This is a genomic window from Arachnia sp. (genome assembly GCF_057238465.1).
In genome coordinates this window covers 139748-152384 of the sequence record NZ_DBHHFZ010000004.1, presented here as the reverse complement: position 1 = coordinate 152384, position 12637 = coordinate 139748, and the positions used below count along the sequence as shown (strand labels likewise).

Here is a 12637-nt window from a genome sequence, read left to right as displayed (position 1 = left end):
CAGCACCCGAGTCCGGATCCCCGTCATATTTTTGTACGAGGACAAGGCCGGGACGAGCAGTCACCCGCACCTGACCCCGGTGGCGTGGTTCGGGCAATAGCCTCCCGGGTTCTTGTGGAGGTACTGCTGGTGCTCCTCCTCCGCGTAGTAGAAAGTGGCGCCGCTGGTGATCTCGGTGGTGATTTCACCGAACCCGGCCTCGGCCATGCGCGCCTGGAAGATGTCCCGGGAGGTGACGGCGGCCGCGTACTGGGAGTCGTCGACCGGGAAGATCGCGGACCGGTACTGGGTGCCGATGTCGTTGCCCTGCCGGAACCCCTGGGTCGGGTCGTGGTTCTCCCAGAAGATCCTCAACAAATCCTCGTAGCCGATGCGCGACGGGTCGAAGACCACCCGAACCGTTTCCGTGTGTCCGGTGCGACCGGTGCAGGTCTCGCGGTAGGTGGGGTTCGGGGTGATGCCTCCCATGAACCCGACGGCGGTGTTGACCACGCCCTCGGTGGTCCAGAAAAGCCTTTCCTCGCCCCAGTAGCAGCCCATCGCGAAGTATGCGACCTCGCAGCCCTCGGGAACCTCATCCAGTCGCAGGCCGAGCACGGCATGCCGGGGAATGGGGTCCAGAACCGGGACGTCGCGCCCGGGCAGGGCGTCCTCGGCTGTCACGAGCTGGGGGTTCCGGCGGCCACTGAGCCACCCGAGGACGTCAATCTCCATGAAATTCAGTGTATGAGGCACGCCTCCTCGAAGCTGATTGAGCCGGGCTGGGAGTTGTCTTCTTTGAAGCTGGTTGAGCCGGGCTGCGAGGAACGAGCAGCCCGTGTCGAAACCATGGTGAGAGTGTCCAAGGACTTGTGGTCGGGTCTGCTTCTCGGTTACCGGTGGTTTCGACTCAGCCGTTCGCTTCGCTCACGTGCTGGCTCAACCAGCTTCCGGGAGTTCATCGCGGCCGGGCTCAACCAGCTTCCGGGAGTTCATCGCGACCCGGCTGGGCCGGCTTTGTTTTTCGCGAAGCTGGTTGAGCTGCGTCGTGACCGGTTCTCAGGTGTTGTTGAGGTCCCAGTTGACGGGGTCGGCGCCCTGCGACACGAGGGCCTCGTTCGCGCGGCTGAACGGTTTCGACCCGAAGAACCCGTTGCGCGCCGACAGTGGCGACGGGTGGGCGCTGGCGATGACGGGGGTCTGGCCCAGCAGGGAACGGGTGGACTGTGCGTCGCGGCCCCACAGGATCGCCACCAGCGGGCCGCCACGCTCCGCGAGGGCGGTGATGGCGGCGGTGGTGACGGCCTCCCAGCCCTTGCCGCGGTGCGATCCCGCCTTTCCGGGGGAGACGGTCAGCACCCGGTTCAGCAGCAGGACACCCTGCTCGAACCAGGCGCTCAGGTCGCCGTGCGGGGCGGGCGGGACGCCGAGGTCGTCGTTGAGTTCCTGGTAGATGTTCTGCAGGCTACGGGGGATGGGGCGCACATCGGGGGCGACGGAGAACGACAGACCAACCGCGTGCCCCGGGGTCGGGTACGGATCCTGCCCGACGATCAGCACCCGCACATCGGCCAGCGGCCTGCTGAAAGCGCGCAACACGTTGTCGCCGGCTGGTAGGTAGCTGCGTCCCTCCGCGAGCTCCTGGCGGAGGAAATCTCCCATGGCGTGGATCTGGTCCTCGACATCGGCCAGGGCCTCGGCCCAGTCGGGGGCGATGAGTTCTTTCAGGGGGCGTGCCATGGCGTCACTCTAGCGAGACCCACCCTCTGAAACCGGCCCAGCCGGGTCGCGGTGAACTCCCGGAAGCTGGTTGAGCCGGGTTGCGACGAAGGAGCGACCCGTGTCGAAACCACCCCTCTTCCCGCCCTCCGTCCCGTGCACGAATCGCAGAGGTTCGACGGTTCAACGTCGCCACACGACGTTGAACTGTTTTTCTTCTGCGATTCCTGTACAAGGGGGAAGGGGGTCAGGGGGCGGCGACGAGGGTGTGGGACTTCTTGAAACTGGTTGAGCCGGGGCGCGACGAAGGAGCGGCCCGAGTCGAAACCATCCGGAACCTGAACAGCAGGCCCGGCCACAAGTCCCCGGACATGCGCGAGGCGGCTCCGACACGACCCGCTCACGGACCGGACCAGTCGGCTCCGAGACTTGGTTTCCGGGGTCTCCAGGGGTAACCTACGGAAGCGTAAGTTACGGAAGCGTAGGTTTGTGATGATTGCTGTGACCGACAAACCCGAAGAAGACATTGCCGCCGTGACCGACGGCGGGGAACGACCCCGCAAACCCCTCATGCGGGGCTGGCTGCACCTGGGGTTTGCGCCCGCACTGCTGATCACCGGACTGGTGCTGACGGCCCTGGCCCCGACCCTTCCCGGGCGCATCGGCTGCGCCGTGTGGACCCTGAGCGGGGTGCAGCTGTTCGGTATCTCGGCCGCCTACCACCGCGGGAACTGGAACGAGCCGACGAAGGCGCTGTTCCGTCGTCTCGACCACTCCAACATCTTCGTCTTCATCGCAGGCACCTACACCCCACTGACCCTCACCCTCCTCGACGGGGGATCCCGGTGGGTGCTGCTGGGCCTGATCTGGGGGATCGCGGCCTTCGGGATCGTCTTCAGGATCTGCTGGTTGGGTGCGCCGCGCTGGCTGTACACGCTGCTCTATGTCGCCATGGGGTGGGCGGCCCTCGGCTGGCTGGGTGAGTTCTGGACCGCGGGAGGTCCAACGGTGGTGCTGCTGATGCTTGCCGGCGGCCTGGTCTACTCACTCGGGGCGCTGGCCTACGGCACCCGTCGCCCGCGCCTCAACCCCCGCCTCTTCGGATTCCACGAGGTCTTCCACGCCTGCACCATCGCGGCCGCCATCTGTCACGGGGTCGCAATCGGACTGGCGGTGCTCTGAACCGGGACGAAAGGGGCCACATTTCCGGTAAGGACACGAACGGTGCGCAAACCCGGGAACATCGCGGGGGCTGATCCAGATGCCGCCGGTCGTGAGGAGCCCGGCAGGAATCTTCGCGGTACGGCCCGGATCCTTTCCCCGGGTGTTTTCTGACCGCCCGGGCGAGGAGGGCGGGTCAGGCCCGATGCCAGAGGGGGGTTTTCAGCTCGGTGTAGTCGGTCACCGGGTCGAAGCAGCGTTCCCCGCGGCACACGTACACGGCCCGTTCCCCGCGGCCCTCAAGCCACGAACCGAAACCCTCCGCACCCGCCGGGGCGGTCAGGATCACCGACCCCGCCGGTGCCAGCCGCCAGGCCGCGCGGGCCAGCTCGTCGAACGGATCATCGGAGGCGACGACGACCATTGCGGGTTTCAGGCCGCGGCGGGCCTCCTCGGCGATCATCAGGTCCTCCAGGGCGGAGCCCGCGAACCGTGGATTCTCCGCCACGGTCGCCCAGGTGGTGGTGGCCGCCTCGTCGGCCCGCTTCAGCAGGTCGGGGCGCTCCGTCAGCAACCCTACCCGTCGCAGCGCCCGCACCAGGGCGCTCGTCCCGGACGGGGTGACGTTGTCGGTCAGGGAACGCGGGCGCACGAACAACTCGCCCGCCGCAGCGTCGAAGAACCCGCCGTCGTCGGCTCCGAAGAGCTCCACCGCCCGGTCGCAGAGGACCTCGGCGTGACGCAACCAGGTGGCGTTCCCCGTCGCCCCGGCAAGCGTGGCGAGGGCATCGGCCAGGGTGCCGTGGTCCTCGGCGGTCGCGGGTGAATCGTCGACCTGCCCCGCCCGCGATGAGTGCCGCAGTTCGCCGTCCACCAGATGCGTGTCCACCAGGTAGCGGGCCGCATCCAGGGCCAGTTCCAGCCAGTGCGGCTCGTTCCAGATCAGGGCGCCCGTGACCAACGACGAGATCGCCAGGGCGTTCCACGAGGTCACGATCAGGCGGTCCTTGGCGGGCGGGAACCGGCGCCCCCGCTCGGCCAGGAGCTTCCCGGAGACCTCCGCCAGCTTGTCGAAATCGGGGCGGCCGCGCAGCTGCAGCGTCGAGAGACCCTCCCCGAACGTGCCGCCTGCGGTGACGTGGAAAACCTGGGTGGCCCAGTCGCCGTCCTCCTCACCCAGAGCGTCGATGATCAGCTCCGGCGACCACAGGTAGTGGATGCCCTCGAAGACTGCGCCACGGATGTCGCAGGAATCGGCATCCAGACCCGCCATGAAGGCGCAGTTCTCGTCGCGCAGCTCCTGCTCCAGGAAACCGGCGATGCCGTAGGCGGTGCGTTCCAGCAACGCCCGAAGCCCCTCGTCGTGGTCGGCGGTGCGCCGCCAGCCGCGGATGTAGGTGCCAAGCAGCAGGGCGTTGTCGTCGAGCATCTTCTCGAAGTGCGGCACCACCCAACCCGGATCGACGGCGTAGCGGTGGAAACCCCCGCCGATCTGGTCGCAGATGCCGCCGCGCGCCATCGTCTCCAGGCTGCGCTGCGCCAGCTCCAGGCTGCGGGCGTCGCCGCGCACCAGCAGCGCATCCAGAACGGTCGCGGACGGGAACTTCGGGGCGGTGCCGAAACCGGCGTGGATCAGGTCGAAGTCGGCGGCGATCGTCGCGACGGCGGCGTGCACCTCGGGGGCGTCGTCGGTCAGGGGCGCCGTGGCGAGGGCAGCCAGATGCCCGGCCACCATGTCCGCGCCCGCGACCAGGGTCTGCCGGTCGGTTTCCCAGGTCTCGGCCAAGGCCTGGAGCACCTGCGTGAACGACGGGCGTCCCGGTTGCGGTTCGGGCGGGAAGTAGGTGCCCGTGAAGAACGGGCGACCCTCCGGGGTGAGGAAAGCAGTCAGGGGCCAGCCGCCGGCGCCCTCATTCATCAGCTGCGTGGCCGTCATGAAAACCTGGTCCAGGACGGGATGCTGCTCGCGATCCACCTTGACCGGCACGAAATGGGCGTTGATGAACTCCGCCACCTCCGGGTTCTCGAACGATTCGCTCCCCATCACATGGCACCAGTGGCACGACGCGTAGCCGATGCTGAGCAGGATCGGCCTGTCCGTCTCCACGGCGTGCGCCAACGCCTCGGGGCCCCAGGGCCACCAGTCCACCGGATGGTGGGCGTATTGGAGGAGGTGGTCGCTGGAGGAATCTGCGAGTCGGTTCGCCATGAGGGTCAAGCTTAGGGCTTCCGCGAAATCCGGGACCATCCTCTCCCAAGCCGGTCGAGCCGGGTCGTCCTCCCTGAAGCTGGTTGAGTCGGGCTGCGATGAAGGAGTGGTTCGTGTCGGGGTGGTCCTCCCTGAAGCTGGTTGGGCCGGGCTGTGACGAAGGAGTGGTTCGTGTCGGGGTGGTCCTTCCTGAAGCTGGTTGGGCCGGGCTGTGACGAAGGAGCGGCCCGTGTCGGGATCGTCCTTCCTGAAGCTGGTTGGGCCGGGCTGCGACGAAGGAGCGGCCCGTGTCGAAACCATGCCGTGGAAGACTTGAACACGCTGTCACACTGGAGGCATGAGCAACCAGGCCTTTGCTGAGCGTCGTTCTTTGGAAGGGGTCAAACCCGGAATCGTGGTCGTCGGTGGTCTGCTCGCGCTCATGTGGGTGCTGGAGATCATCGACAGCGCGTCCTTCAACGCCCTGGACCAGTTCGGCATCATCGCCCGGAGCTTCGGATCGCTGCCCCACATCCTCACGGCCCCGTGGCTCCACTTCGGTTTTCCGCACCTGATCAGCAACTCGGTGCCGTTCCTGATCCTCGGTCTGCTCACCTGGCTGGCGGGTCCGGGGCGCTGGCTGGCGGTGACCCTCATCACCGTCGTCACCTCCGGACTGACCGTCTGGCTCATCGCGCCCTCCAACACCATCACCCTGGGCGCCTCCGGCCTGGTGTTCGGATACCTCGCCTACCTGCTGGTGCGAGGTTTCTTCACCCGCAACATCTGGGAGATAGCGCTGTCGGTGGCCGTGTTCTTCTTCTACGGCTCGATCCTGCTGGGCGTGCTTCCCGGAGCGTCGGGGGTCTCGTGGCAGGGACACCTCGGTGGGGCCATCGGTGGTTTCATCGCAGCGAAGTTCCTCCACGGCAACGACCCCGCCACCCGGCGGGTGAAATCCGCGTCCCGGGTGTAATACCAGGCATTCGCGCGTCCCTGACGCCGGCGCTGCGGTTTGCTGGCCTTGATCCTGTTTCGCTGGCCTTCCCATGGGTTTGCTGGACGTATTGAAGTTTGCTGGCTCTACAGCGCAGGCGAACACAAATACGTCCAGCAAACCGGGCGCAAGGCCAGCAAACCGGGCGCAAGGCCAGCAAACCGGGCGCAAGGCCAGCAAACCGGGCGCAAGGCCAGCAAACCTGGCACAAGGCCAGCAAACCTGGCACAAGGCCAGCAAACCCGTTACAAGGCCAGCAAAACCCGGGGAGCGGGTGGTTGGGCGGGGTGAGGGTCAGATGATGAACTCCGGTACCAGGGGGACCTCCCGCAGTCCGGTGAACAGGTCGTCCTCCGGGATCATGGTCGGCACCTTCGAGACCACCAGCTGGTAGTCCTCGGTCGGCCAGCCGGCCTGCTGGATCGCCAATGGCACCGCGAACCACGGCCCTTCGGGGTCGATCTGCGTGGCGTGCGCCCGCAATGCGTCGTCACGCACCCCGAAGTACTGGGCGCAGTTGACGAAAGTGGTGAGGCGGCCGTCCGAGAAGGGGTCGTCGTCGCGGGCCGGGATGGAATGGCTGGGGGAGAGACCCTGCTCGTGCATCAGCGCCTCCAGGGCCGCGAACCGGCGCCGGTGGAAGCTCATGTGGTAATACAGCTTCGCCGCCTGCCACGCGGGGCCGTGCTCCGGCCACAGCGACGGATCCGCCGCCGCTTTGAACGCCTCGACGGTGATGCGGTGGCACTGGACGTGATCGGGATGCGGGTAGCCGCCGCGTTCGTCGTAGGTGGTCACGACGTGCGGGCGGAAGTCGCGGATCACCTTGACCAGCCGTCCCGCGGCCACTGCGACATCCTGCAGGGCGAAACAGCCCTCGGGCAGCGGCGGCGGGGGATCGCCCTCGGGTAGACCGGAATCGACGAAACCCAGCCACACCTGCTCGATCCCCAGGATCTCGCGGGCGCGGGCCATCTCGGCTGCCCTGATGGCGGGCAGGTTCTCGAGGATCCCGGGATCGCCGGCCAGGGCCGGGTTGAGGATGTCGCCGCGTTCGCCGCCGGTACAGGTCGCGACCATGACCTCCACGCCTTCGGCCACGTACTTGGCGGTGGTTGCGGCGCCCTTGCTCGACTCGTCGTCGGGATGGGCGTGCACGTGCAGCAGGCGCAATGGGCCCTTGGGGTGCGAGGTCATGGAAGACATTCTGGCGGGTCGTGGGCGAAGCAGCCGAATCCGGCTCGCCTTGGATTGAGAAGGGCCGGTGCTAGCATGTCGGGATGTCCGAAACCAACGCCGAAACGGTGTGGCTCACCCAGGAGGCCCACGACAAGCTCGAGGCCGAACTCACCCATCTCAAGACCGTGGGTCGCCCCGAGGTGACCGCCAGGATCGCCGCCGCCCGCGAGGAGGGCGACCTCTCCGAGAACGGCGGCTACCACGCCGCCCGCGAGGAGCAGGGGCAGATGGAGGGGCGCATCCGCCAGCTCGAGCACCTGCTGCGACGCGCCCAGGTGGGCGAGGCCCAGGGCGATCCCGACGAGGTCAGCCCCGGCCGCATCGTCACCGTCGCGTTCTTCGGCGACGATTCCGACACGGAGACCTTCCTGCTCGGGTCGCGGGAGATCCTCGGCACCGATTCCTCCGTGGATCAGGCCGTCTCCCCGCAGTCGCCGCTCGGTGCCGCGGTGCTTGGCCATCGCGTGGGCGACGAGGTCAGCTACACAGCACCGAGCGGGCGCACCATCTCGGTGACCATCAGGAAGGTCACATCCTGACGTAACTACTCCAGTCCCGCGATCAGCTGGGCCGCCACCTCGGCGCTGATCTCACCGGTCGCCACCCGTGCCAGGATCTGTTCCTGCGGGGTGGCGGCTTTCGTTTCCCCCTGCTCGGCGGGGCCGGGCTCGCCGGATTGTGGGGGAGTGGGCTGGGCGTCGGGATTCATGCCCAGTTTCACCAGCAACGCGTCGAACCGGGCGCGTGCCGTCGGGTAGGAGACCTGGAGGTGTTTCTCCACCTCGCGCAGGTTCCCGCGGGAGGTCAGGAAGACGCGCAGCAGTTCGTGTTCGGCGGCGTCGAGACGGTCGTAGGGGGAGGACGCGAACTCGCCGGCCAGCTCGGAGCCGCAGTGCGTGCAGCCCTTCCGGATGATGATCAGGTCCTCGCCGCAGACAGGACAGTCGGCGGGGGCGCGGTACAGCTCGGAGGTCATGCGGGCACCTCGTTCTTGACGGTGGCCAGGCCCATCGTGACGGTCAGGTCGCATCGGGCCGAACCGTTGCCGAAGACCACCTCGTCGGCTCCGCCGTTGTCCTCGGGCCAGCGGATGTGGCCGAACTTCGCGTCGGCGTGCACCGTGACGCTGGAACCGGGTTTGAGGATCAGGGTCAGCGACCCGGACTCCACCTTCAACCTGGAACGCCCCAGGCTGATCGGTCCCTCGACGGTGACTCCCCCGGCCTGGCTGAGCAGGTCGGAGACCTCGACGACGTCGCTCAGGTGGCAGCCCCCGGCGGTCACCCGGACACGCCCGAACCGGGGCACCCCGGTGCTGCGCACGCCACCCGTGGTGGCCTCGACGTCGATGATCAGTTTCGGGTTGACCTTGACGAGCAGCTCCTTACCGAGGCCGATGTCGCGGAGGTCGTCGAGGCTGCGGGGCGGGCGGATCAGTGAGAACCCGGTCAGGTTGGGGCCGAATTCTCCGGTGGAGCTGACCTCCATCACCTCGCCGTTGCGGCGTAGCACGTGTGGGCCTTCCACCGACAGGGTGGCGATCGACGAATCCCCCTCGATTCGCACGCGCCGCCCGACGGCGGTGATCGATACCCGGGTCAGTCCACCCGGTTTGCCCTTCGGGGCCTCCTCCTGTTTCGGGTCGGACTGGGTGGACCGGGACGCGTCACCGGTCTTGTTCTTGAGGGCGGATATTCGCCGGTTCGCCTCGGCGGTGTCGATGCGACCCGCTGCCAGATCGTCCAGGATGGAACTCAGATCGGGATTGGTCATGCAGTAATGGTAACTTAACCCTCACACTTTCGAAAGAGAACTTTGGATTCTTTGAAATAGAGAGCGGGTTGCCGTGGGTCGCGTGGGACGACGTGGCCGTCCCGCGGGTGCCACGTGTGGCGGATTTCGCCGCCGTCGGCTGCGGCGGCTATAGTTTGTTCGCGCTGCCGCCCTAGCTCAGTAGGCAGAGCGACGCTCTCGTAAAGCGTAGGTCACGGGTTCGATTCCCGTGGGCGGCTCAAGGTTGGAAACTGCCCCTGACAAGGCGTGACGCCGGGTCGGGGGCTGTTTTTCTTCGCCTCCTCCGGGTCAAGCCGCGTGCGGGTGCCGCGGCGGGCCGTAGACTTTGCCACATGTCTGACAACCTGCCTCAACAATCGCCACGGGTGCAGATGCGTGTGGGTGACGCCGAACGTGACGCGGTGCTCTCCGTGCTCCAGAACGCCTACGAGGCGGGCCAGCTCAGCATCGAGGAGTTCGATGAGAGGCAGCAGAGCTGTCTCGAGGCCCGGTACGTCGACGACCTGTCCGTTCTCGTCGCGGATCTGCCCGGGGGAGCCGGGTGGCACCAGTCCGCTCCGGGCCCCGCGCGCGTTTCCGCGGCCCCCGTCGTGGCCCGGGACGCCAGAGTCGTGAACGCGCTCGCCTTCATGAGTGGCAAGATGATCCGGCTGGATCCCAGCACGCCGTCGGTGAACAGCTTCGCCATGTGGGGCGGCAACGAGATCTGCACTGATGCGGTCATGGGTCCGGGGGCGGAGATAGAACTGACACTCAGCTCGATCATGGGCGGCCACACCGTCTACGTGCCACCCGGGGTGCGGGTCATCGACCAGAGCGTCAACATCATGGCCGGGGTCAGCATTACCGAGGAGGCCGACGGCGACGGTTCGAACGGCACCCTCGTCGTCAAGGGCTTCAACTTCTGGGGCGGCACCTCCGTGATGCTGAGAAACCCCGAGAAATAACGGGCCGCCCCGGCCTCCGCAGCCGGCCCTCATGCGGGTCCGGGTGAGCCGGGGTCTCGTCATTCCCGCGGAACATAAGGTATCCAACCGAGCGGTGGGGGATGGGTTTGTTTACTCGTAGGTTCCATCGAGCGTGGCTTGTTGCAGGACGTGCCCCTCGATCGCTTGTTTGAAACCCGCCAGGCGGGTTCGGGAGGGATGTTCCACGTCACTCCGTGGGCCATGGAACCGAACAGTGGATGGGTCAGGTCCTGAAACGCCACCGCCAGGGTGCGGGTGTCAGACGCCAGGCCGTCGAGCCCCAACTCGGGGGGAATTGTGCGTCATTCCGGTTCGGTGACCTGCCTCCTGATGTGGCCCCGCTGGCGGGGAAGCTCGAGCTCGCATGATCCGCGCTGACCTGGAACGCCGACCCGGATGTGCAGATCATCGCCTGGACCGCGGCCCCGGGGGCGGTCTCCCGAGAGCGCCTCGCCCGGTTGAGGGCACTGGTCTGAGACGCATTGCATCCGTCCAACAGCCCCTCTGGCGCGATGGAGGCGGAAGTGGGCAGGGCTGCGACGAGGCAACCACCCGCGGAACTCTTTGTGGGATGATCGTTGGCTGATATGTACTACTGGCGGATGGCGTCGGTGGGGTAATGTGACGAGAGCAAAAGTTCACCGAGGCCTGTCGTGCGGTATTTCACATCGCAATTATCGGTTTGGCAGGTGGATCTGAGCGGATCCGCCTTGTGGCGCTGGCCGGGGCAAGGTTGTGACAGCCCGGAAGCTCTGGTGCTCCCCGGGTGTTTGTGGAGTGCCGCATATTTCGTGGGCAGCGATGAAAAACAGGTTTAATTGAACATGTGGAGTATAATTCTGCGTTCCGGACCCTTCGCTCGGTCTGAATGTTGTCGCTGGGGCGCCTCGGCAATGTGATGTGCGCACCGCGATGATCAATTCGAATGCCTTCGGCGGCCAGAGCGTCTCGGTCGTTATCGGTCGTGATGATGCACCGGAAGTTCCGGCATGAGCGTGGCTGACGTGGTCCCGGAATGTGCCGGAAAAGAGTAAAATCCGTCTCGATCAATATTTTTTTGAGTACTGAGTCAGGTCATGTGATTGGAGTCATAATGAACGCGTCGCATCTTGTCGCGGAGCAGAGATCCTACTTTGCTCGCGGAGACACCTTGGATATTAGCTTCCGAAGGCAGCAGCTGGAACAACTTTACTCCGCCGTTGACAGACGCTCCGATGACATTGCTGCTGCTCTCAGGAAGGACCTTGGGAAAGGGGCCTTCGAGGCGTACTCGACGGAGATCGGTTTCTCCTTGCGCAGTATTCGCAAAGCTGCTCGTAGCGTTGCTCGATGGAGCAGGCCTAGGCGTGCTGGGCAGTCGCTGTTCGTTTTCCCTTCCGTGAACAGAATCTATCGGGAACCATACGGTGTCACCTTGGTGATCGGCCCGTTCAATTATCCCTTCCAGCTGGTCATTGAGCCGCTCATCGGGGCGATCGCGGGAGGGAATACGTGCATAGTCAAGCCCTCCGAACAGGCCCCGTACACCGCATCTGTCCTTTCCCAGCTGCTGGCTGAGACCTTTCCCCCGGAATATGTCGTTGCGGTGGAGGGCGGTAAGGAAGTGATAGCCGACCTGCTGGAGAACCAGTTTGACTACATCTTCTTCACCGGTAGTGCCCAGGTCGGGAAGGTGATCGCCGAGGCCGCAGGGCGCAACCTGACTCCAGTGACGCTCGAACTCGGCGGCAAGGCTCCAGCCATCGTGGATCACACCGCGAATCTGCCAGCCGCTGCTCGCAAGATCGTCTGGGGGAAGTTCCTGAACGCCGGCCAGAACTGCGGAGCACCGGACTACGTCTTGGTCGAGGACGCGGTTCATGACGAGCTTGTTGAGCAACTGCGTCGAGCGATAGCACAGTTCTATGGCAACGATCCCTCGACTTGTCCCGATTATGGCCGCATCGCGACCTCGGTTCACTGGGATCGGCTTGATAGCCTACTGATGTCCGTGAGGAGCAAGATAGTGCACGGGGGTGTGTCCAACAGGGATGAGCTGTATATCGCTCCGACCATCCTTGACCACGTGGACTGGGGGGATCAGGTGATGGAAGGCGAGATCTTTGGTCCGATTCTGCCAGTCCTCAGCTACCAGCGCTCCGAATTCCAGCATGATGTGATCGATGCTGTCAATAGGGGCGAGAAACCGTTGGCGCTGTACATCTTCGCCTCCGATCGTTCGTTGATTCGTCAGATTCTTCGCCGGATTTCTTTCGGCGGAGGATGCGTCAACGACACCATCATGCAGTTCTCGCACCCCGGCCTACCGTTCGGTGGCGTGGGGAACTCCGGTATGGGGGCGTACCATGGGCGCCACAGCTTCGACACGTTCACGCATGCGAAGTCAGTGTTGTCTCACCTGCCCAGACAGGAAATGCCGCTGGTCTACCCGCCCCAAGGCGATGGCTATAAGACACGCATCGTCAAGCGGCTGCTGAGATGATCTCTTGGTGGCCGAGCCGTGGTGGGCAGCACTCCACGCGGGGTCGACCTGCATTTTGGTGATGGCCAAGGTAAGCCGCCACCGAATATTGAATCGGCCTGGGTTTCGTT

General features: G+C 65.6%; 11 protein-coding genes and 1 tRNA gene. 6 read left to right on the top strand and 6 right to left on the bottom strand.

Annotated elements, in window-relative coordinates:
* Positions 1–60: 60 nt before the first annotated feature.
* Positions 61–714, bottom strand: a complete 654-nt coding sequence (msrA, locus tag ACO6D6_RS06105) for a peptide-methionine (S)-S-oxide reductase MsrA (protein WP_484784114.1) — start codon at positions 712–714, stop codon at positions 61–63.
* Between the two features lie 324 nt (positions 715–1038).
* Positions 1039–1719: a uracil-DNA glycosylase gene (locus tag ACO6D6_RS06100; RefSeq protein WP_484784113.1), complete on the bottom strand. Its 681-nt coding sequence runs from the start codon at positions 1717–1719 to the stop codon at positions 1039–1041.
* Between the two features lie 549 nt (positions 1720–2268).
* On the opposite strand from ACO6D6_RS06100, the gene trhA reads away from it, so the two are divergent.
* Complete coding sequence (gene trhA, locus ACO6D6_RS06095; RefSeq protein ID WP_484784375.1) at positions 2269–2880, top strand: PAQR family membrane homeostasis protein TrhA; 612 nt, start codon at positions 2269–2271, stop codon at positions 2878–2880.
* A 175-nt stretch (positions 2881–3055) separates the two neighbouring features.
* Here the strand turns inward: trhA and ACO6D6_RS06090 are convergent, their stop codons facing one another.
* Positions 3056–5068 (bottom strand): thioredoxin domain-containing protein, encoded by a 2013-nt coding sequence (locus tag ACO6D6_RS06090; protein ID WP_484784112.1) that lies wholly within the window; start codon positions 5066–5068, stop codon positions 3056–3058.
* 421 nt (positions 5069–5489) lie between these two features.
* Between ACO6D6_RS06090 and ACO6D6_RS06085 the strand changes: the two genes are divergently transcribed.
* A complete protein-coding gene (locus ACO6D6_RS06085) occupies positions 5490–6023 on the top strand; it encodes a rhomboid family intramembrane serine protease (RefSeq protein WP_484784373.1) in 534 nt (177 codons plus the stop codon).
* Between the two features lie 315 nt (positions 6024–6338).
* Here ACO6D6_RS06085 and mca read toward each other — a convergent pair whose 3' ends face one another.
* Positions 6339–7250 carry a mycothiol conjugate amidase Mca gene (gene mca / locus ACO6D6_RS06080; protein ID WP_484784110.1) on the bottom strand — a complete coding sequence of 304 codons (912 nt, stop codon included), beginning with the start codon at positions 7248–7250 and terminating at the stop codon, positions 6339–6341.
* A 74-nt stretch (positions 7251–7324) separates the two neighbouring features.
* Here mca and greA point away from each other — a divergent pair, with 74 nt between their 5' ends.
* Positions 7325–7822, top strand: a complete 498-nt coding sequence (greA, locus tag ACO6D6_RS06075; protein ID WP_484784108.1) for a transcription elongation factor GreA — start codon at positions 7325–7327, stop codon at positions 7820–7822.
* A gap of 5 nt (positions 7823–7827) precedes the next feature.
* On the opposite strand, the gene ACO6D6_RS06070 is transcribed toward greA, so the two are convergent.
* Together ACO6D6_RS06070 and ACO6D6_RS06065 are read right to left on the bottom strand one after the other, a co-directional pair.
* Positions 7828–8259 (bottom strand): DUF2089 family protein, encoded by a 432-nt coding sequence (locus tag ACO6D6_RS06070; RefSeq protein ID WP_484784106.1) that lies wholly within the window; start codon positions 8257–8259, stop codon positions 7828–7830.
* Positions 8256–9056, bottom strand: coding sequence for a hypothetical protein (locus ACO6D6_RS06065; protein ID WP_484784104.1), 801 nt, complete (start codon positions 9054–9056; stop codon positions 8256–8258). Before ACO6D6_RS06065 ends, ACO6D6_RS06070 begins: the two co-directional genes overlap by 4 nt.
* A gap of 166 nt (positions 9057–9222) precedes the next feature.
* On the opposite strand from ACO6D6_RS06065, the gene ACO6D6_RS06060 reads away from it, so the two are divergent.
* The 3 genes from ACO6D6_RS06060 (at position 9223) to ACO6D6_RS06050 (ending at position 12527) form a co-directional block, all read left to right on the top strand.
* Positions 9223–9295, top strand: a tRNA-Thr gene (locus ACO6D6_RS06060).
* Positions 9296–9409: 114 nt separating this feature from the next.
* Positions 9410–10024 (top strand): DUF1707 SHOCT-like domain-containing protein, encoded by a 615-nt coding sequence (locus tag ACO6D6_RS06055; RefSeq protein WP_484784102.1) that lies wholly within the window; start codon positions 9410–9412, stop codon positions 10022–10024.
* Between the two features lie 1036 nt (positions 10025–11060).
* Complete coding sequence (locus tag ACO6D6_RS06050) at positions 11061–12527, top strand: aldehyde dehydrogenase (protein ID WP_484784100.1); 1467 nt, start codon at positions 11061–11063, stop codon at positions 12525–12527.
* Positions 12528–12637 lie beyond the last annotated feature (110 nt).

Excerpts from the sequence above, each read along its gene's own strand:
- ACO6D6_RS06085 (WP_484784373.1), top strand. The coding sequence starts at position 5,490 with ATGTGGGTGCTGGAGATCATCGACAGCGCGTCCTTCAACGCCCTGGAC.
- msrA (WP_484784114.1), bottom strand. The coding sequence starts at position 714 with ATGGAGATTGACGTCCTCGGGTGGCTCAGTGGCCGCCGGAACCCCCAG.
- ACO6D6_RS06065 (WP_484784104.1), bottom strand. The coding sequence starts at position 9,056 with ATGACCAATCCCGATCTGAGTTCCATCCTGGACGATCTGGCAGCGGGT.
- trhA (WP_484784375.1), top strand. The coding sequence starts at position 2,269 with ATGCGGGGCTGGCTGCACCTGGGGTTTGCGCCCGCACTGCTGATCACC.
- ACO6D6_RS06100 (WP_484784113.1), bottom strand. The coding sequence starts at position 1,719 with ATGGCACGCCCCCTGAAAGAACTCATCGCCCCCGACTGGGCCGAGGCC.
- mca (WP_484784110.1), bottom strand. The coding sequence starts at position 7,250 with ATGTCTTCCATGACCTCGCACCCCAAGGGCCCATTGCGCCTGCTGCAC.
- greA (WP_484784108.1), top strand. The coding sequence starts at position 7,325 with ATGTCCGAAACCAACGCCGAAACGGTGTGGCTCACCCAGGAGGCCCAC.
- ACO6D6_RS06050 (WP_484784100.1), top strand. The coding sequence starts at position 11,061 with ATGTGCCGGAAAAGAGTAAAATCCGTCTCGATCAATATTTTTTTGAGT.
- ACO6D6_RS06070 (WP_484784106.1), bottom strand. The coding sequence starts at position 8,259 with ATGACCTCCGAGCTGTACCGCGCCCCCGCCGACTGTCCTGTCTGCGGC.
- ACO6D6_RS06090 (WP_484784112.1), bottom strand. The coding sequence starts at position 5,068 with ATGGCGAACCGACTCGCAGATTCCTCCAGCGACCACCTCCTCCAATAC.
- ACO6D6_RS06055 (WP_484784102.1), top strand. The coding sequence starts at position 9,410 with ATGTCTGACAACCTGCCTCAACAATCGCCACGGGTGCAGATGCGTGTG.